Genomic DNA, 19,310 nt, shown 5'->3' with positions numbered 1-19,310 from the left:
GGTGTTAGGTGTGTCACAATTAGGAGAGTTTCTAAAAGAGAAACGAGAAGAACAAGGAATATCTCTTGAAAAAATGCAGGAGATGACAAAGATTCAAAAAAGGTACCTAAAAGCAATTGAAGAGGGAGATCATTCAGCCCTTCCAGGGTCATTTTATGCACGTGCTTTTGTAAAAAGCTACGCGGAAGCACTACGGCTCGATCCAGACGAAGTTTTCGAGGAATACGGCAGTGAACTTCCTAAGCCTAAACAAGAACCAGCTGAAATACCTCCCCGGATGGAAAGAAGAAAGCCCCCTGTAAACCGGAAGAAGAGCAATAAGCTATCCTTTTTGCCTGCTGTCATGGTTTTTGTGTTTGCTACAGTGATTGCCGTAGGGATTTGGGTCGTTGTTCAAGGCTTTGGAGGCAATGATACGACAGAAGGGGAACCGCCGGCAGACGACCCCGGCTTTGAAGTAGATTCCAATGAGGAGGCTATCGGGCCTGCTGAAGAAGAGGAAAACGGTAATGACGAAGAGGAAAACGGTGAAGAGGAAGCTGCTGAGGAAGAAGCGGAGAACGGCAATGAGGAAGCTGTAAATGATGAGGAAGAAGAGGAAAACGGTACTGAAGAAGAGGAAAATGGTGAAGAAACCGGTGAAATAGAGCATGTAGATACAGAAAGCTACCGTTCTACTTACACTTTAACAGGAACAGATGAATTACTTGTTGAGATGGAGTTCAGCGGAAACTCATATGTTGACATTAGAGATGAAGATGGCGATATTACTGAAACCATTCACAGTTCCAGCGACGGAGATTCTGAATCGTACGATTTCAGCGGTCAGTCTGCTGTTACGGTAAATGTTGGCAATACCTCAGCGGTAACACTTTATATAAACGGTGAAGAGATTGATTACCCTATCAATGAGGCAAGACAGCATATTATCGTTGAAATTGGAGAAGAGAATGATGACGAAGAAGAGTAAAAAGTGAGCCTCCAAAGGCTTGCTTTTTTTGTCACATCATTTACTCATTGGCGTCGGAAGGTGCTAGAAATGAGAGAAAGCATTAATTTCTGGACCTGTTGCTTTTCTTGTATAAAACAAGCATAATCTCCCTCTTTTACGGGAAGTTATGATACAATAAGTCCAAATGCTTCCTTCGTGTTTCGTACGGTGACAACGTTTCTTCCTCCTTTCCTTTACTTATATAAATTACTGCCAGATAAATAAATCTTTATGAGACAGCAGGGAGGATAATAGTGAATTTACCTAACAAAATTACAATCGGAAGAATTTTTTTAATTCCGCTCTTCATGGTCGTTCTGCTTGTTCCCATGGATTGGGGAGAGGTTTCTATTGCAGGAAGCACTCTTCCTTTCACTCATCTTATCGGAGCGGTCATTTTTGTGGTGGCTGCCGGAACAGACTGGCTCGATGGATACTTTGCTAGAAAATATGAATTAGTTACTAATTTTGGGAAGTTTTTAGATCCACTGGCAGATAAACTGTTAGTGACAGCAGCTTTGATCTCACTAGTTGAGCTTCAACTGCTTCCAGCCTGGATGGCTATTGTGATCCTAAGCCGGGAATTTGCTGTGACGGGTGTCAGGTTAGTAGCAGCGGCCGAAGGAGAAGTGATCGCTGCTAGCTCTCTGGGTAAGTGGAAAACGGTATTTCAAATGGTAGCGATAACTGCCCTGCTCATTCATAATGTTCCTTTCGCGGCAGCAGGCATTCCTTTTGCAATGATTACCATGTGGATTGCTGTTATTTTAACTCTTATTTCCGGATGGGACTATCTAGTGAAAAATAAGCATGTAGTATTAAAGTCCATGTAAAACAGACGGATGGTGAAAAAAGAGGTGGAACAATGAATGCAGAAATCATTGCAGTAGGATCAGAACTATTATTAGGGCAGATTGCTAATACTAATGGCCAGTATATATCGAAGGAGCTGGCTTTGTTAGGGATTGATGTCTACCGTCATACGGTGGTGGGCGATAACGCAAGCCGCTTGAAAGAAGCGCTTGCAGAAGCAGAGGAAAGAGCAGATATCGTTATACTCACCGGTGGTTTGGGCCCGACAGATGATGATTTAACAAGAGAAACAGTGGCAGCGCATCTCGGAAAAAAAATTGCAGTTCACAGTCCTTCTTTGGAAAACATTGAAACGTTTTTTGCAAAGTCCAAGCGGGCCGTAACGGCTTCTAACCGTAAGCAGGCTCATCATATTGTTGGAAGCAATGTGTTTATGAACCAAGCAGGCCTGGCTTGCGGGATGGCCTGCTCTAATGAAAGGACTCACTTTTTGCTGCTTCCTGGACCTCCTCGTGAAATGAAAGCTATGTTTCAAGCGTCAGTGAAGCCGTATGTTAAGAACCTATACCCAAAAGCAAAGGCTGTTCGGTCTCGCGTGCTCCGTTTTTTTGGGATCGGGGAATCTTCACTTGAGGATCAGCTGAAAGATCTTATCGAGACTCAAACAAATCCGACACTTGCCCCTTTAGCTGAAGAAGGAGAAGTAACTCTTCGTTTAACCATTAAAGAACAAGACAGGGACCTTGCAATAAAAAGCTTAGATGATTTAGAGTGTAAAGTGAGGCAAAGAGTAGGGAATTATCTATATGGATACGGTGAAGATACATTAATGGGCAAGGCGCTAGAACTTCTTAAGGAGAAGGGGTGGACTGTGGCTGCTGCTGAAAGTTTAACGGGCGGCTTATTCAGCCAGGAGCTTACTTCTTTGCCAGGAGCTTCATCGGTCTTTGCCGGAGGAGTAATAACGTACACGAATGAAGTGAAAGAAAATGTGCTCGGCATTGATTCACTCCTCCTTGAAAGAGATGGAGCAGTAAGTGAGAATTGTGCCAAGAAAATGGCCGAGCAGGTAAAAGAGAAATTTAAAAGCAGTATCGGCATAAGCTTTACCGGAGTGGCTGGTCCTGGTGCTCATGAAGGAAAACTACCTGGGGATGTTTGGGTAGGCGTAGCTACTCCTGAAGGTTCTTTTGCAAAAAAACTTACATTGAGCGGCTCCAGAAGCACGATCAGGCTACAAACGGTAAAACACGGTGCTCATTTATTATTGAAAGTGTAGAAAAGGTGATGTGAGAATGTCTTATTTTGAAGATTTTACTATTAAAGAGGAAATTAAAAAGGCAATAAAGGATATGGGCTTTGAAGAGCCATCACCCATACAAGAAAAAGCAATTCCGGCCATACTAAAAGGTGATGATTTAATTGGCCAGGCGCAGACAGGTACAGGAAAAACAGCAGCTTTTGGAATTCCGCTATTAGATTCTATTTCCAATGAACCACATGTGCAGGCGATGATTCTTACACCTACACGTGAGCTTGCTATTCAAGTTTCAGGAGAGCTTCAGAAGCTATCCAGACATTTAAATGTTAGAACTCTTCCGATTTACGGCGGCCAGTCCATTGGACATCAAATTAAAGCGTTAAAGCAAGGCGTGCAAATCGTAATTGGAACGCCCGGCAGACTTCAAGATCATCTGCGACGCAGAACGCTTAAGCTTGACCGTGTTCAAATGGTTGTCCTGGATGAAGCAGATGAAATGCTTGACATGGGTTTTGTAGAGGATATTGAAGCGATTTTAAAACAAATTAACGTGGATAGGCAGACACTTCTTTTTTCTGCTACAATGCCAGGACCGATAAAAAAACTATCCAAACGTTACATGGTTGATCCAGTGACTGTATCTATCAATAGAGGAGAAGTGACAGCCCCTTCTATTGACCAGGCTTATTTCAAGGTTCTCGAACGGAATAAGCTGGAGTCTTTATGCCGCATTTTAGACAGTCAGGATCCGGAGTTGGGTATTATTTTTTCTCGTACAAAAAAAGGTGTGGCTGAGCTCACAGAATCCCTCCAGGCAAGAGGATACTTGGCAGACGGGCTTCATGGCGATTTAACTCAGTCACAGCGGGATGCAGTCATGAAAAAGTTCCGCGATTCTTCCATTGAGTTTCTTGTAGCTACCGATGTAGCCGCCCGGGGGATTGATGTGGAGAACGTCAGCCATGTTATTAACTTTGATATTCCTCAGGACCCGGAAAGCTATGTGCACCGAATTGGCCGTACAGGGCGAGCCGGCCGTACAGGACAAGCCTTAACGCTTGTGACGCCAAGAGAGATGAAGCATCTTCGTGCGATTGAAGCAGAAATTAAATCCCAGATTCCGACAAAGGACGTTCCATCTATTGAAGAAGTGGTGGAAAAGCAGCAGGATTCTTGGAAAAAGCAGATAACGGCACAGATGGAAAATCTGGAAGGCATGAGCTTGTTTGATGACTTAGCTGAAGAGCTTTTGCATAATTATGAGGCGAAGGACGTTGTCCGAGCCTTAATGAAAATGAACTTTTCTTCTGTTACTGATGAAAGTGACGACGGATACAACTTTGGTGAAACCGGCGGAGCCAAGGGAATGGTACGTTTCTTTATTAATGTGGGACGCAATGCCAAAATGAGTCCGAAAGTGCTCATTGAAGAGATTTCCGATATTGTAGGTATCCCTGGAAAAGCCGTGGGACGCATTGATATATTTGAAAAATTCACGTTTGTAGAAGTTCCTGAAGAGGTTGCTCCATTTGTATATGAAGCTCTTCGCTATTCACGAATTAATGGTGCACGAGTGAATCTGGAACCAGCGAAACCTCGCCCTCCTCGGGAAAAACGTGCTCCTAGAAAACAATAAACGAAAGCGTAGGTGCCCCTTTGAACCCAGTTCTTCAAAAGGGCATCTTTCTTTTTTGAAAAAGAGGCTTTCAACATAAAGATCGGTCTTTTGAGCAATACGCTCACTAAACATCACTATCTTTTTTTGAGAAAAGCGAATAAATGTTCGTAAAAAGTATTGGCATACATCTCAAAACAATGTATGATTAAGTAGATGAAACAAGTCAAGTATCTATCAGGCTGAGAAGCAATGAAAACAAGAAGGCGGACGGGTATTTTTGCTTTCTTTATTTCTTGTGAGGCCTTTAACTTATAAAGGAGAGATGGCACATGGGCGAACGTAAAGCAGCTCTTGATCAAGCTCTACGTAACATTGAAAAACAATTTGGTAAAGGGTCTATTATGAAACTCGGTGAACAGGCTGAGAGAAGAGTATCAACAATCTCAAGCGGTGCATTGGCTCTTGATATAGCACTTGGGGTCGGAGGATATCCTCGTGGCCGGGTGATTGAAGTATACGGTCCTGAATCCTCTGGTAAAACGACGGTAGCCCTCCATGCTATTGCAGAAGTACAGCGAAAAGGAGGACAAGCGGCTTTTATTGATGCAGAACACGCATTAGATCCGGTATATGCTCAAAAGCTGGGTGTAAACATTGATGATCTTTTATTGTCTCAGCCAGACACAGGAGAGCAGGCGTTAGAAATTGCTGAAGCTCTTGTACGAAGCGGAGCAGTCGATATTCTGGTTGTTGACTCTGTTGCTGCCCTTGTGCCAAAAGCTGAAATTGAAGGTGAAATGGGTGACAGTCATGTAGGTCTGCAAGCAAGGCTCATGTCTCAAGCTCTTCGTAAGCTGTCTGGGGCTATCAGCAAATCCAATTCTATTGCTGTATTTATCAACCAAATCCGTGAAAAAGTCGGAGTAATGTTTGGGAGCCCTGAAACAACACCAGGCGGCCGTGCCCTTAAGTTTTACTCTTCTGTACGTTTGGAAGTACGCCGGGCAGAAACCTTAAAGCAAGGAAATGACATGGTTGGTAACAAAACAAGAATTAAAGTAGTTAAGAACAAAGTTGCTCCTCCATTTAAGCAGGCAGAAGTTGATATTATGTACGGAGAAGGGATTTCTAGAGAGGGGTCTATTCTTGATATCGGTTCTGAGCTTGATATTGTTCAAAAGAGCGGAGCCTGGTATTCTTTTGACGGGGATCGTCTTGGTCAAGGGAGAGAGAATGCAAAGCAGTTCCTGAAAGAAAACCAGGAAATTGCCGGCATTATTGAAGAGCGCATCCGAAGCCACTATGAATTAGACGTTAAGCAGGCTGAAGGCGAAGCCGTAAATGAAGATGGTTTGCCATTAGATGTTGAGGAGTAAGAAAAAGCACTCTTTTAAGAGTGCTCAGACTGTCGAGGAACCCACGCTTTTCTAAAGCGTGGGTTCCCCGTGTTTTGGAGAAATGTCGTCTTTCAGCCATTTTATTTGCTCTAATAATACAAAAACACCCCTTAGCTGGCTGTGAGGTGGTTGGCGATCTTCTTTATGTTCTGCACTGTGGCTGTCATAAGCGGGGCTTGACTTTGTCATATATATAGGAAAAATCAATTGTGGCTTCAATTTTCCGGAGTAAGTGGTCTTCAGGAACCAGTTGATCAATCGATACCATTTCCAATTCAACTTGCTTCTCTCGGACGTAACATGTGTTATCCTCCTTTCTTGAGTAGCGAAAGACGGCGACTCCGGCGGGAAGAGCAGGAGCTGAAGACCCCGCAGGGTGATTTTCCCGAGGAGGCTGAGGCCCTGCCCGCGGAAAGCGTCCGTCTGTAGCGATTTCTTACTATATATTATTTATAATTATCTGAATAATCGAATTATTAAAGGTGAAAAACAGGTTGTTAAGCCGACTTTCTCAACAACCTGAGCACTCTTTTAAGAGTGCTTTTTTTGAAGAAGAATCGAGCCAAATAAAACAAATAAATCTATATACATAAAAGTAAAAGCAAAGAAAGTCAAAGATCTAAAAGATCCGACAATTTTTTGAGGTTTTGTTCCTCCTTGTGCTTTACAGGCAGATCTTTGAAAATTATGGGCCCGGCAAACGTGAATGCTCTCTTTTCCTTACTGCTTCAGCCTTAGGGAGTCTTGACATGTATATTATTCAAGGATACAATTAACAGGAATGATGTCTACAAGCATCATATTTTACTGAATGTTCGCAGGAATGAGCAAGAAAGTGAGTAATCAGCGTTTAGCAGTGGAACATTCATTGTAAGATTATATCGTTTCATTTTTCACACCAAATAATTATTTAATGATCTGCCGACAATTTTTTGAAAAAGTCGGCCGGCTGAAAGGCCAACAAAGACAAATTGATAGCAAGAGGAGGTGAAAAGACATGGATTTAATCTTTATCATCTCCATTTTGCTAATAGTCGTTGCAGCTTTGAGCGGATTTATCGGTTATTTTATTCGTAGATCCATAGCGGAAGCGAAGATTTCAAGTGCGGAGCAAGCTGCTAAGCAGATCACAGAGGAAGCTGAACGAAATGCCGAGGCAAGCAGAAAAGAAGCTATCCTTGAAGCGAAAGATGAAGCTCATAAGATTCGTGCGGAAGCTGAGCAAGATCTTCGCGAACGAAGAAATGAAATTCAGAAACAAGAAAACCGATTGATGCAAAAAGAAGAGATTCTTGACCGTAAAAGTGAAACAATGGACAAGAAAGAGGAATCGTTGGAAAAGAGAGAAGAAACTCTCGCCGACAAACAACGACAAGTTGACGAAAAACATAGCAAAGTGGAGGAAATCCTTTCTAAGCAGCAAGCAGAATTAGAACGAGTTTCAGGGTTGTCTCGTGAAGAAGCTCAAGCGATGATTCTTCGGGATGTGAAACAGGAACTTCAGCACGAAACGGCATTAATGATTAAGGATCATACCGAGCGAGCCAAAGAAGAGGCTGATAAGAAAGCAAAAGAAATTCTTTCGCTTGCGATCCAGCGTTGTGCCGCTGATCATATTGCTGAAACCACAGTGTCTGTAGTAAACCTTCCGAATGATGAAATGAAAGGCCGCATTATAGGACGGGAAGGCCGTAATATTAGAGCTTTAGAGACACTTACTGGAATCGATTTAATTATTGATGATACACCAGAGGCCGTAATTCTATCAGGGTTTGATCCGATTCGACGGGAAATTGCCAGAACTTCTTTAGAAAAGCTGGTACAAGATGGTCGTATCCATCCAGCACGAATAGAAGAAACGGTTGATAAATCACGTCGAGAAGTAGATGAACTTATCCGGGAATATGGGGAGCAAACTACTTTCGAGATGGGAATCCATGGGCTGCATCCAGATTTAATTAAGATACTTGGACGTTTAAAATATCGTACAAGTTATGGCCAAAATGTACTAAAGCATTCAATGGAGGTAGCTCACCTTACTTCACTAATGGCAGCTGAACTTGGAGAAGATGAACAATTAGCTAAACGTGCGGGTCTTCTTCATGATATCGGGAAAGCCATCGATCATGAAGTAGAAGGAAGCCATGTGGAGATTGGGGTCGAATTGGCCACGAAATACAAGGAGCATCCTGTTGTGATAAACAGTATAGCTTCACACCATGGGGACACTGAACCAACTTCCGTGATTTCAACGTTAGTGGCTGCGGCTGATGCATTATCAGCTGCTCGTCCAGGAGCAAGAAGAGAAACATTAGAAACGTATATTAAGCGTTTAGAGAAGCTAGAAGAAATTGCAGAATCATTTGATGGTGTTGAAAAAACGTATGCGATTCAAGCTGGCCGTGAGGTGCGCATTATGGTTAAACCAGACTTGGTAGACGATGCGGTCGCACATCACTTGGCTAGAGAAATAACTAAGCGAATTGAAGATGAACTCGACTACCCGGGACACATTCGGATCACCGTGATTCGAGAAACGAGGGCCGTTGAATATGCGAAATAAAGTGGCAGCTTCTGCCACTTTATTTCTTTTTCTAAAAGATTCGCTTACTCAGCTCACATAGGGCAAACCATTTGATTAGTATTGTTTTAAGATGGGAACGTTTTAGTAATAGGAAAATCAGTATACTACTGTTCAGTGATATAAGGAAAGGAAGTAGAAAACGATGAGATTAATGTTTATAGGAGATGTTGTTGGATCTCCAGGAAGGCAGATGGTAAAAGAATATTTGCCTAAACTAAAAACCAAGTATAAGCCCACCCTGACTATAATCAATGGAGAAAATGCAGCAGGAGGGCGGGGAATTACCGAGAAAATCTATAAAAATTTTCTTGATTCGGGAGCCCAGGCAGTCACGATGGGAAACCATACATGGGACAATAAAGAAATTTTTGAGTTTATCGAAGAGGCTCCTCATTTGGTTCGGCCGGCTAACTACCCTGAGGGAACCCCAGGAAAAGGATATACTTATGTAAGAATTAATGAGATTGAATTTGCTATTATCAATTTAATGGGACGAACGTTTTTGCCGCCGAATGATTGCCCGTTTCGCAAAGCAGATGAATTGATTGAAGAAGTGAGCAAAAGAACTTCATTTATCTTTGTGGATTTTCACGCAGAAGCGACAAGTGAAAAGCAAGCAATGGGGTGGTATCTTGATGGCCGGGTTACAGCGGTTGCCGGAACTCATACTCATATTCAGACTGCAGATGAACGCATCCTTCCAAATCAGACAGCCTACATTACCGATGCAGGTATGACAGGCCCCTATGATGGGGTGCTTGGGATGGATCGGGAAGCAGTGTTGAAAAAATTTCTTACAAATCTTCCTGTAAGGTTTGAAGTCACCAATGGCAGGGAACAGTTAAATGGAATTCTTGTGGATGTGCATCCAAAAACAGGAAAAGCAAGTAAAATACAAAGAATTCAAATTAGTGAAGATAAGCCATTTTTTGAATGAAGTTCTTTTTTGAGACAAGGGGGCTCAGGGCCGCTACTCTTTCAAATTTACATTCTCACCAGAAAATTTTGAAAACATTTACCTTTGAAAGAAGGAATATAGGCTCTTATCAGGAATATAGTATGGGAGTGGCATTATCCCACAAAAGGAGGTACTAAAGATGGAAGTATTAAAAGTATCAGCTAAATCTACCCCTAATTCTGTAGCCGGTGCCCTGGCAGGCGTCATCCGGGAAAGAGGAGCAGCAGAAATACAAGCAATTGGCGCTGGAGCCCTCAATCAATCTATTAAAGCTGTGGCCATCGCTCGAGGATTTGTAGCACCAAGCGGCATTGATCTCGTATGTATCCCTGCATTTACTGATATTACAATTGAGGGTGAAGAGCGAACGGCAATAAAATTAATTGTGGAGCCAAGGTAACACACTGTTCATCCTGGGCGGGAAAGGAAAAGCATCACCACTAGCAGGTGATGCTTTTCCTTTTTCTATTTATTTTACTTCGACAATTAAATCTGTTTCTACGGCAGCGAGACCAGGAAGTGAATTAACTCCAACTGCACAACGAGCATGTTGACCCCTTTCCCCAAATAAGTCAATTAATAAATCAGATGCTCCATTAATTACAAGAGGGACGTCTTCATAATCCTCTCTGCAATTTACATATCCTACTAGTTTTATGACGCTCTTAATTTGTTCTAAGCTGCCAACCATCGATTTAATGACTGCTAAGTGGTTCAATGTACACAGCCTGGCAGCATAGTAAGCCTCCTCAGTAGAAACATCCGTCCCCACTTTTCCTTTATATTCAATCTGACCGTTAGTTTTACACGTTATTCCGCTTAAATATATACACTTACCATATTGTTTGGCAGGTATATAATTTCCTGATCTTTTAGGAAGCGGGGGGAGTGTCAAGCCCATGCTTTTTAAATCATTTTCAATCGTGTCTGTTTCTTTCATAGGATCCTCCTTTATTGTTGGAGCAGCGTTCCTGTAATGAGAAAGTTGTAGAAATATCAATATAATTTTTATAATAAGAAAAGCACCTGAGCTTTTTCAACTGAAAAAGTGGTGCTTTATCTTATTTAAACTATAAAATAATATCGTCATGATTAAGAGGGAATCGTTATTTCATTTGTAGTATTCTTTACTAACCGTGCACTTTCAGAATCGGGACCAGCGATTTCTCCTAATTCTTCATGTGCTTCTTCGATTTTCTCGTAGGCTTCAAAGAATTTAAGAGGAATATGATTTGTATAGGTTTTTCCGTCTTTTTCCTCTCGTAAGGTTACTTTGATATCATCTTTAATTACTTTAGCAATAGTGTAGGTGGCCTTTAACTGTTTAAAAAAGTAATATTCATAGGTTTCCACAATTTCTAAGCCCTCATTTTGCACATCTGTTTGATAGTCCGCTTTATTTGTTAAAATAATATAACTCATGTTTTCTCCTCCTTAAGTAAATTAGGGTGTTGCTTTACGCCGACAGACAAAAGGTAAAGTTCACCCCTTTTATGGGATATTGTATACCATAAATAATAAAGGAAATCAGTAAATAAAACAAGAGAAAAATTAAATAATTATAATTATTAAAAATTTTCACGCAATATGTTGATTTACCAACCAAACTACCTTTATAATGTTGTTTATATTCCAAATATTGAGGGGTGTATAGTATGCCAACAGTAAAATTGCATCAAAACAATGAAGTTTACGAGCAAGAAGTAGAAAAAAATAGTAATTTAGTAGTTTTGGCAGGTATTAAACAGTTTCCAGCATTAAAATATGGCTGCGGAATGGGGAAATGCACGAAATGCACATCTAAAATTATAAGTGGACAGGAAAACTTGGCCCCGCCAAACTGGAAGGAAAAAAAGATGCTAGGGGATAAGCTCGATGAAGGGTATCGTTTAACATGTCAATTGACGATCCAGGGAGACATAGAATTAGCTCAATAGTGTCTAAATATCTGGTATACAATATTCAAAAAGAGGTAAAATCTACCACCTATAGAAAAAGAATCGTACATTATCTGCCAAACTTCTCATCAAAACCACTCTTTTCATTTATAGTTAATGGTATACCAAATACTTTGTAGGGAGGAGGGAAAGACATGAAGAAATATAATTTAACCGAGATGACTTGGGAAGAAGTTGATGAGGCACTCCCTGCAACAAAGATTGCTATTATTCCAGTAGGAGCTCATGAGCAGCATGGACCCCACATGGCAGAAAGCTGTGATGCCGTTCTGGCAACGGAAATGGCCGATTTATTAGCACAGAGACTGTCTCCAATGGCCCTGGTAACACCAACAATAAATATGGGTGTTTCTCCACATCATTTACATTTTCCAGGGACGATCTCTCTTCAACCGGATACTCTTATTGCAGTGATTAGAGATATAATTGAGTCATTGCGCGGGCATGGCATTAGGAATTTCCTTTTGCTTAACGCCCATGGGGGTAACCAGTCAACTCTCAGTGTGGCAAGCATGAAGCTGTCAAAAGAGTTAGACGTTGCTGTTTATTTTGCGAAAACTACGAGCTCAGCCAAAAAAGCGATGGATACGAATATAGAATCTGTTCTGTTTGGCCACAGTTGTGAAAGGGAAGTGTCTGAAGCCCTTTATCTTGCTCCTCACGTCGTCCGCCGTGAGCGTCTCGAAAAAGGAGACATTCATTCTGGAAATTGGGAATTGCTGCGTCCTGGCAAACCTGTGCAAGGGTTTTACTACTATGAAGAGATGACGAAAAATGGCTGTATAGGGGATGCTCGCAAAGCGAGCGAGGAAATAGGAAGAGAAATTGTAGAAGAAGCATTAGATAACCTGTCCGCATCCATCTCAAAGCTGCTTGAAACCTCTGACAATGTTCATGAAGTGTAAATGTGCAAAAGTGCCTGGCTGAGTTAAAAAAGTGGGGGAGATAAGATGAATACTGCTGCCCTAATAACGGAGGGGAAATAATGGAAAGTGTGACATTGACAAGCTCCCATTGGATTTACTTAACGGTGATTTTCACAATATTCGCTTTTATGATCTTCAGGCGTGATGTGGTCCTGCCCTCAATCATTGGACTTTTTGTCTTAGGATGGATGTTTAATTCTGAAGCAGGCTTCATTGACGGAGCAATCGGTTCTGGACAAATCGTCTTTCAGGCATTTTTAAATGCCGGGGTAGAACTATTTGATATTATGCTTGTTATCGCATTGATGGTTGCAATGTTAAAATCATTGCAGTCTCAAGGGGCTGATGTACTCATGATCGCTCCTATGAAAAAGCTAATGGTGAACACGACAACAGCATTTTTTGTCTTAGGTATTACGATGTACCTGGCTGCTACGTTTTTCTGGCCTACACCTGCTGTCGCTCTTGTAGGTACAGTTCTTATTCCAGTTGCTATGAAAATGGGCCTCCCAGCTATGGGAGCTGCAGTATCCATTAACTTGTTTGGACATGGGATGGCTCTTTCAGGTGATGTGGTTATTCAAGGGGCCACAAGGCTAACCTCTGCATCAGCAGGAATTGATTCTGCCATTCTCCTGCCTTATACGTTTATGTTTTCTTTGATAGTCGGATTTGTAGCTATCGGAATTTCTTATTATACGATTAGAAGAGATATGAAAAAAGGAAAATTGAAGGCTGAAAAGCCTCCAATCGACATTGGGAATGAAAAAAAGAAAGCGCTTCCAGATGATAAAGCATCAAAGGAAATTGCTGCAACGGTTGAAACTGGCTCGCCGCTAGGCAAGTATTCAAGATTTTTAGCTGTATTAGTTCCTGCTTCATTGATTGCTATCGTTGCATTAATGGTATACCGAAGTGTGTTTGACCCGGATAACGCCATACAAGGCGGAGATGCAACGTCGTTATTAGGAGGTACAGCTGTTGTATTGTTAATCATATCAACGCTGTGCAGCCAGGGAACAAAAGCGATTGAAGGGATTGTCAGTTATATAAGAGAAGGTTTCTTCTTTGCCATTAAGATCTTTGCTCCAGTTATCCCTATTGCTGCTTTTTTCTTGATAGGACACCCGGATCATGCAGAAACAGTGTTAGGTGAAGGAGCTCCCGGATATTTATTTGATTTAGGGAATTCCATGGCGCAATACATTGATGGAAACACGATCACCTTAACATTCGGTATTGTAATCATTGCCATATTAACAGGGATGGATGGTTCTGGTTTTTCAGGGCTGCCCCTTGTTGGCGCACTTTCTTCGGGACTTGGAAGCGGGGCTGGTGTGGATATCGCTGTATTAGCAGGCCTTGGACAAGTAGCTGCTATTTTTGCTGGCGGCGGTACGTTAGCTGCATGGGCGTTTGGGGTAGCAGCAGATGCCGGTATTGCCGGCGTAAAACCGATTGATTTAGTACGCAGAAACTTTATTCCTGTAATGACAGGCTTGTTTGTTGCCTGTATTGTGGCAATTATGTTCTTCTTATAACTGAAGAAAAAAAATATTTAGAAAATTTCTTCAAAGTTATTGACAGAAGACATAGTTGTCCATTACGATGAAACTATCATTTGGTATACCAAATACAAAATACTAACATCGTTTGGTCGTACCTTTTTAGAAAAACCAATTTCTTATACTTTTAAAGGAGGCTATTAAAATGGCAGAACTATTATCAAGAGAAGAATTTCGTAAAGAGTTAGAGGAAGCAATCAAAGGAAATCATAGTGAGGCTGCTCCATTTACAATTGCATGGGCTAATGGAGATCTTAAAAGAGAACATTTCGCACGCTGGGCTGAGAACCACTACCATTATGTGGGACCATTCGCTGACTATCTAGCATATATGTATCACAATACTCCAGAACAATACTCTGATGCGAAAGACTTTATTCTCCAAAACATGTATGAAGAAGAAATTGCTGGTGACAGACATACAGATTTGCTTATCCGTTTTGCTGAAACATGTGGAACCACTCGTGAAAGAGTAGAAGATCCTAAAAATATGGTTGCTACTACTCTAGGTCTTCAAAGCTGGTGCTACACAGTAGCTCAACGTGAAAACTTCGTCGTAGCTACAGCTGCCCTTGTTGTAGGATTGGAATCACAGGTGCCAGCTATTTATCGTAAACAAACTCCAGTATTGCGTGAAAAATACGGATTTACAGATGAAGAAATTGAATTCTTCGATCTGCACATTGTCTCTGATGAAATTCACGGAGAAAGAGGGTACAAGATCGTTCTAGAATATGCAGATACTCCTGAGTTGCAGCAACGATGCCTTGAAATTGTCCGCACAGGGGCCAAAATGAGAAGAATGTACATGGATGGTTTATGGGATGCTTACTTAAAAGAAGACTTGGGTGAAGCAGTTAAGTCCTAATTCCGAACATTTTGTCCATTTAAACAAAATCGGCAGTTTCCACCTGGAAACTGCCGTCCTTATTCATAAACTGACAGCAGAGGGTGGTATACGTGTTAAAAACAAGTGTGAATACGTTCCAGAATTATATAAACGGAGAATGGGTGGAAAGCACAAGTGAAGAAACGTTTACAAGCATTAATCCGGCTGACACAAATGATGTTCTCGGTGAATTTCAGTCTTCTGCACCTGAAGATGTAGAAAAGGCAATTGAAGCTGCAGAAGAAGCTTTTAAAACTTGGTCCAAGACGTCTCCTTCCAAGCGTGCTGCTATTTTAAACAAGGCTGCAGAAATATTAGAAAGCCGCGTGGATGAGTACGGAGAAGAATTGACGCGCGAAGAAGGGAAAATCATATCAGCAGCCAAAGGGGAAGTGAAAAGAACAGCACAAACGCTTCGGTTTTATGCGGTAGAAGGGCAGACCTTTACAGGAGAAACGTTCCCAAATGATGACCCGAATATGGATGTCTTTACGCAAAGGGAGCCATTGGGGGTTGTATCAGTTATCACTCCATGGAACTTCCCGATTTCCATCCCTGCAAGAAAGATTGCGCCAGCTTTAATTACAGGAAATACTGTCATTTTCAAGCCGTCATCTGACACGCCTTTAATTGCGCTTCGGCTTGTCCAGGCTCTTCATGAAGCAGGGCTTCCAGAAGGCGTTTTAAATTTTGTTACTGGATCCTCTTCAAAAATAGGTGACTCCATTGTTTCCCATCCAGCTATTAAAGCCATAACTTTTACAGGCTCCACTTCAGCGGGTGAGCAAATACACCGAAGCACATCTCTTACGACACGCACTCAAATGGAGCTTGGAGGAAAGAACCCGGTTATTGTAATGGAAGATACAGACTTGGACCAGGCTGCTCAAATTGTGATTAACGGTGGCTTTTCCTTAACAGGACAGGCTTGTACGGGTACCAGCCGAGTGATAATTATGGAATCTGTGGTGGAAGAATTCACACAGAAATTGGTAGAGAAAACAAAAGAATTACGGATAGACCATGGACTTGATGAGAAGGCGAAAATTGGCCCTCTTGCTAATAAAAAACAGCTGACCAACGTATTAAATTACATTGATATCGGTAAAGAAGAGGGAGCCGTTCTTCAATATGGCGGCGAGCAGGTGAAAGGTGAAAAATTTAAAAACGGTTATTTTGTCACTCCTGCTATTTTTACCAGTGTGACTCCTGAGATGCGCATAGCACAGGAAGAGATTTTCGGACCTGTTATCTCTATCATAACGGCTGGCAGCTATGAAGAAGCGATTAAGATCGCTAACAATGTAGAGTACGGCTTGTCTGCTTCCATTCTTACAAACAATATTAAGCTGGCAAAACAATTTACGAAAGATATTGAGGCAGGAACAGTTAAAGTCAATCGGACAACGACCGGTAATTTAATAAATGCTCCATTTGGAGGACTGAAGAAATCGAGTACTTCAACGTTTCGAGAGTCTGGAAGAGTCGGGTTAGAATTTTTTACCCAAATCAAAACTGTTTATATAGGTTATTAAATCAAGGGAGGGGATCTATTAATGAAACAAGCGCTCAAACTCACTTTAGAAGAAGCTCATATTATGATAGAAGCAGCAAAACAAAAAGCTGAAGAAATCAATGTTCTGGAGACCATTGCGATAGTAGATGAAGGGGGATATTTAATTGCTCTTGATCGAATGAACAATTCCAGGATTACAGGTCCTGAAATCGCAATGGCAAAAGGCTTTACGGCGGCCGGACACAAAAGGTCTACTCATTTATTTAACAAGGAGCCCAATGGCCCCGTGCTTCCTGGAAACGAAGCCTTCGGTATCCAGCATATGATTCCTGGGAAATTTGCCGTATTTGTTGGCGGTTTTCCAATCGTTGTTAATGGTGAAGTTGTCGGCGGAGTAGGAGTCAGCGGAGGAAACGGTGAACAGGATACAGCAGTAGGTACAGCTGCGCTTAAAGCACTAGAAGAGCATGTAAAAGACCAGGATTTAAGCGTTGTTACAGATGCAGACATAAAATTATAAAGAAGGAGAAGTCGTCATAGCATCCAAAGATCGGGAATGCTATGACGATTGTTTTCTCCAGGAGAAAAAAGAGAGGGAGCAGGAGAGATGAGTGCTTACTTACAAATTATCACAGGTTTTGCAAGATCAGGGGTGTTGGGGTTCGGAGGGGGCCCTACAGTTATTCCGTTAATAGAACATGAAGCCGTAAAAAAATATAAATGGATGGACTCAGATGAATTTGGGGATACGCTCGCCTTAGCCAATACCCTGCCAGGTCCAATAGCAACAAAGATGGCAGCATATATCGGCTATAAGGTAAAAGGGTCGAGCGGGGCGGCTGTAGCCATTTTAGCCCATATTATGCCGTCTATTATTGCTATGATCGGGCTTCTTGGATTTTTATATACGTACCGTAACTCCGGGATTGTAAGTGGAATGGTCCAAGCTATTACCCCCGTTATTGCTGTTATGCTTGCTGTTATGGCATTTGGTTTTTTCAAAAAAGCGTCAAGCGGTCTTGGCAAAAAAGGAATGATTGTGACCTCAGGGCTTTGTTTGTTGTTTTTAGAAGTCTTTTTTATCCATCCAGGAATTATCATTGCTTTTATACTAACTATTGCCTTTTCATATGGTACCTATCTCAGCCGTCGTCAGAAGCTGGCTGCTGAAGAAGAGAATGAGTTAAGAAAGGATGCCACCTTATGATTTATGTGGAAATTTTTATTGCTTTTTTTATTGCAAATTTACTAGGATACGGTGGTGGTCCTGCGACCATTCCTTTAATTCAGCATGAAGTAGTTACTAAATATGAATGGATGACGATGGAGGAATTTGGTGATCTTCTGGCCATTGCGAATGCTCTTCCAGGGCCGATTGCCACAAAAATGGGAGGATTTATTGGCTATGAAATTGGCGGAGTACTGGGAGCAAGTGCCGCTCTGATGGCTACAGTAGCTCCTTCAGCGGTAGCTGTCATTATCTTGTTTAAGTTTGTGAACTTATTTAAAAATGCGCTGCAAGTAAAGTTTATGACCCGGTCCGTACAGCCGGTCATAGCTATTCTGCTGGCTGTACTGGCCTATCAGTTTTTTTTAAACAGCTTTGAACAAAGCGGGATTTTTCAACTTCTCCTTTTGACGGCTATAAGCTTTCTTGCTTTAGAAAAGTGGAAGGTTCACCCTGCTTTAGTTATTTTAGGGGCATTATGCTACGGTGCTGTTTTTCTCTCTGGCATGGTTATTTAAACTATGCCATTTTTCTTTGGCATTTTTTCAATAAAAAGACACCTCAACTGTTATCCCTGTCGTTACTTTGATAAGGACCAGGAAACTCTTTGAGGTGCCGAAAAACTATATTCCCATTACTAATGGTTTTGTATACCCATGTAAGACTTTAGCAATGCTCATCGCAACGATGTAGCCTGTTTTTGGGTTATGAGGGGAGGGAGTATTTTGGACTTCTATTTTCGTTGATCCAAAAAGCCCTTCTATATAAATTTCATGAATGTTCTGGTCTATGGATGGGTCTACATAAACATCAACTTCTGTTTTTTCAAAACCAATCCCAGCCAGGCTTAAGGCGGCTGACACATTTACATTTTCAGGGAACTTAACAGCTGACTCCCGCGCGATACCAGAAAATACTAGTAAGGGTTCTGTAATGGATGGTAAATCATATTCTTTTTCAATAATTGTACCGTACCAGGCTTTGGGAGGCTTCTTCGTAATTAATTTCACTTGTGAAATATCTCCCATTGCCCCGGCTGCCACTCTATCCAAACCACCGATTGCTGCAGAGGGAACAATGATTTGTTTCTTATTGGCTGCAGCTTTGTCCTGTAGATCATTTAGAAATTCAGGATCTGCAAGCGAGCCTACTGAAACAATGATGACATTGCTGTTTTTAACAATTCGGCTACTGTATTGTTTCACAGCTTCATGACCGGCGGCTTCCACCACATAATCAAAATTATTGGAAAAAAATTGGTCAGGATCATCAGTAAACGGCAAAGAGATATCACTATTCATCTCGGCTTTTTCTTTGTTCCGTACGAGAATACTCCCTACATTTACTTCTTCCTTGGAAAGTAAAGAAAGCAATTGCTTTGTGATGGTGCCAAACCCTATGATACCTATTTGAATCATATTACCACCGCCATTTTGTATATTGTATACCTAATTAAGAAAATAAATTTTCCTAAAAACAAAACCAATAGGATAATAAGTAAAAAATGATGAGTTTGAAAAGGTCCAGTTATATCTTGATTTTGCCTTACTTCTATCTTTATGTCAAATAAAGTGGAGGATTATTCTGAATAATAATATTTATGAGA

General features: G+C 41.5%; 20 protein-coding genes. 16 read left to right on the top strand and 4 right to left on the bottom strand.

What is annotated here, in order from left to right; translation table 11 throughout:
• Window positions 1–10 precede the first annotated feature (10 nt).
• From CEF17_RS09355 to recA, 5 genes are all read left to right on the top strand, one after another.
• Window positions 11–970 (top strand): helix-turn-helix domain-containing protein, encoded by a 960-nt coding sequence (locus CEF17_RS09355; protein WP_198508937.1) that lies wholly within the window; start codon window positions 11–13, stop codon window positions 968–970.
• 275 nt (window positions 971–1,245) lie between these two features.
• Window positions 1,246–1,824, top strand: coding sequence for a CDP-diacylglycerol--glycerol-3-phosphate 3-phosphatidyltransferase (gene pgsA / locus CEF17_RS09350; RefSeq protein ID WP_100399295.1), 579 nt, complete (start codon window positions 1,246–1,248; stop codon window positions 1,822–1,824).
• Window positions 1,825–1,856: 32 nt separating this feature from the next.
• On the top strand, window positions 1,857–3,083 hold the full coding sequence (locus CEF17_RS09345; RefSeq protein ID WP_100399294.1) for a competence/damage-inducible protein A: 1,227 nt from the start codon (window positions 1,857–1,859) through the stop codon (window positions 3,081–3,083).
• Window positions 3,084–3,099: 16 nt separating this feature from the next.
• Window positions 3,100–4,701, top strand: a complete 1,602-nt coding sequence (locus tag CEF17_RS09340) for a DEAD/DEAH box helicase (RefSeq protein WP_100399293.1) — start codon at window positions 3,100–3,102, stop codon at window positions 4,699–4,701.
• A 311-nt stretch (window positions 4,702–5,012) separates the two neighbouring features.
• Window positions 5,013–6,059 carry a recombinase RecA gene (gene recA / locus CEF17_RS09335; protein WP_100399292.1) on the top strand — a complete coding sequence of 349 codons (1,047 nt, stop codon included), beginning with the start codon at window positions 5,013–5,015 and terminating at the stop codon, window positions 6,057–6,059.
• A gap of 51 nt (window positions 6,060–6,110) precedes the next feature.
• Here the strand turns inward: recA and CEF17_RS20615 are convergent, their stop codons facing one another.
• Window positions 6,111–6,359 carry a hypothetical protein gene (locus CEF17_RS20615; protein WP_232725607.1) on the bottom strand — a complete coding sequence of 83 codons (249 nt, stop codon included), beginning with the start codon at window positions 6,357–6,359 and terminating at the stop codon, window positions 6,111–6,113.
• Window positions 6,360–7,077: 718 nt separating this feature from the next.
• Here CEF17_RS20615 and rny point away from each other — a divergent pair.
• From rny to CEF17_RS09320, 3 genes are all read left to right on the top strand, one after another.
• Window positions 7,078–8,643: a ribonuclease Y gene (gene rny, locus CEF17_RS09330; RefSeq protein WP_100399291.1), complete on the top strand. Its 1,566-nt coding sequence runs from the start codon at window positions 7,078–7,080 to the stop codon at window positions 8,641–8,643.
• 163 nt (window positions 8,644–8,806) lie between these two features.
• Window positions 8,807–9,601: a TIGR00282 family metallophosphoesterase gene (locus tag CEF17_RS09325; protein ID WP_100399290.1), complete on the top strand. Its 795-nt coding sequence runs from the start codon at window positions 8,807–8,809 to the stop codon at window positions 9,599–9,601.
• A gap of 160 nt (window positions 9,602–9,761) precedes the next feature.
• A complete protein-coding gene (locus tag CEF17_RS09320; protein WP_100399289.1) occupies window positions 9,762–10,022 on the top strand; it encodes a stage V sporulation protein S in 261 nt (86 codons plus the stop codon).
• A 69-nt stretch (window positions 10,023–10,091) separates the two neighbouring features.
• Here the strand turns inward: CEF17_RS09320 and CEF17_RS09315 are convergent, their stop codons facing one another.
• Both CEF17_RS09315 and CEF17_RS09310 read right to left on the bottom strand, forming a co-directional pair.
• Complete coding sequence (locus CEF17_RS09315; RefSeq protein WP_100399288.1) at window positions 10,092–10,562, bottom strand: RidA family protein; 471 nt, start codon at window positions 10,560–10,562, stop codon at window positions 10,092–10,094.
• Between the two features lie 152 nt (window positions 10,563–10,714).
• On the bottom strand, window positions 10,715–11,044 hold the full coding sequence (locus CEF17_RS09310) for a hypothetical protein (protein ID WP_100399287.1): 330 nt from the start codon (window positions 11,042–11,044) through the stop codon (window positions 10,715–10,717).
• Window positions 11,045–11,277: 233 nt separating this feature from the next.
• On the opposite strand from CEF17_RS09310, the gene CEF17_RS09305 reads away from it, so the two are divergent.
• The 8 genes from CEF17_RS09305 to CEF17_RS09270 all read left to right on the top strand — a co-directional run bounded on the left by CEF17_RS09305 (window position 11,278) and on the right by CEF17_RS09270 (window position 18,222).
• Window positions 11,278–11,559, top strand: coding sequence for a 2Fe-2S iron-sulfur cluster-binding protein (locus CEF17_RS09305; protein ID WP_054635355.1), 282 nt, complete (start codon window positions 11,278–11,280; stop codon window positions 11,557–11,559).
• 155 nt (window positions 11,560–11,714) lie between these two features.
• Window positions 11,715–12,485 (top strand): creatininase family protein, encoded by a 771-nt coding sequence (locus tag CEF17_RS09300; RefSeq protein WP_100399286.1) that lies wholly within the window; start codon window positions 11,715–11,717, stop codon window positions 12,483–12,485.
• A gap of 80 nt (window positions 12,486–12,565) precedes the next feature.
• Complete coding sequence (locus CEF17_RS09295; protein WP_100399285.1) at window positions 12,566–14,047, top strand: hypothetical protein; 1,482 nt, start codon at window positions 12,566–12,568, stop codon at window positions 14,045–14,047.
• Window positions 14,048–14,216: 169 nt separating this feature from the next.
• Complete coding sequence (locus CEF17_RS09290) at window positions 14,217–14,939, top strand: TenA family transcriptional regulator (protein WP_054635358.1); 723 nt, start codon at window positions 14,217–14,219, stop codon at window positions 14,937–14,939.
• A 92-nt stretch (window positions 14,940–15,031) separates the two neighbouring features.
• Window positions 15,032–16,495, top strand: coding sequence for an aldehyde dehydrogenase family protein (locus tag CEF17_RS09285; protein ID WP_100399284.1), 1,464 nt, complete (start codon window positions 15,032–15,034; stop codon window positions 16,493–16,495).
• A gap of 21 nt (window positions 16,496–16,516) precedes the next feature.
• Window positions 16,517–16,996, top strand: a complete 480-nt coding sequence (locus tag CEF17_RS09280; protein ID WP_054635359.1) for a GlcG/HbpS family heme-binding protein — start codon at window positions 16,517–16,519, stop codon at window positions 16,994–16,996.
• Between the two features lie 87 nt (window positions 16,997–17,083).
• Window positions 17,084–17,683, top strand: coding sequence for a chromate transporter (locus CEF17_RS09275; protein WP_100400863.1), 600 nt, complete (start codon window positions 17,084–17,086; stop codon window positions 17,681–17,683).
• A complete protein-coding gene (locus CEF17_RS09270; protein WP_100399283.1) occupies window positions 17,680–18,222 on the top strand; it encodes a chromate transporter in 543 nt (180 codons plus the stop codon). The genes CEF17_RS09275 and CEF17_RS09270 overlap by 4 nt, the downstream gene beginning before the upstream one ends.
• A gap of 105 nt (window positions 18,223–18,327) precedes the next feature.
• Here the strand turns inward: CEF17_RS09270 and CEF17_RS09265 are convergent, their stop codons facing one another.
• Entirely contained in the window at window positions 18,328–19,122 is a 795-nt protein-coding gene (locus CEF17_RS09265; RefSeq protein ID WP_100399282.1) for an aspartate dehydrogenase, read from the bottom strand.
• Between the last annotated feature and the right edge of the window lie 188 nt (window positions 19,123–19,310).

The organism is Bacillus sp. FJAT-44742, assembly GCF_002797315.1.
GTDB lineage: Bacteria > Bacillota > Bacilli > Bacillales > Marinococcaceae > Thalassorhabdus > Thalassorhabdus alkalitolerans.
The sequence above is the reverse complement of the archived record's forward strand: the minus strand, read 5'-3'. Positions and strand labels throughout refer to the sequence as shown.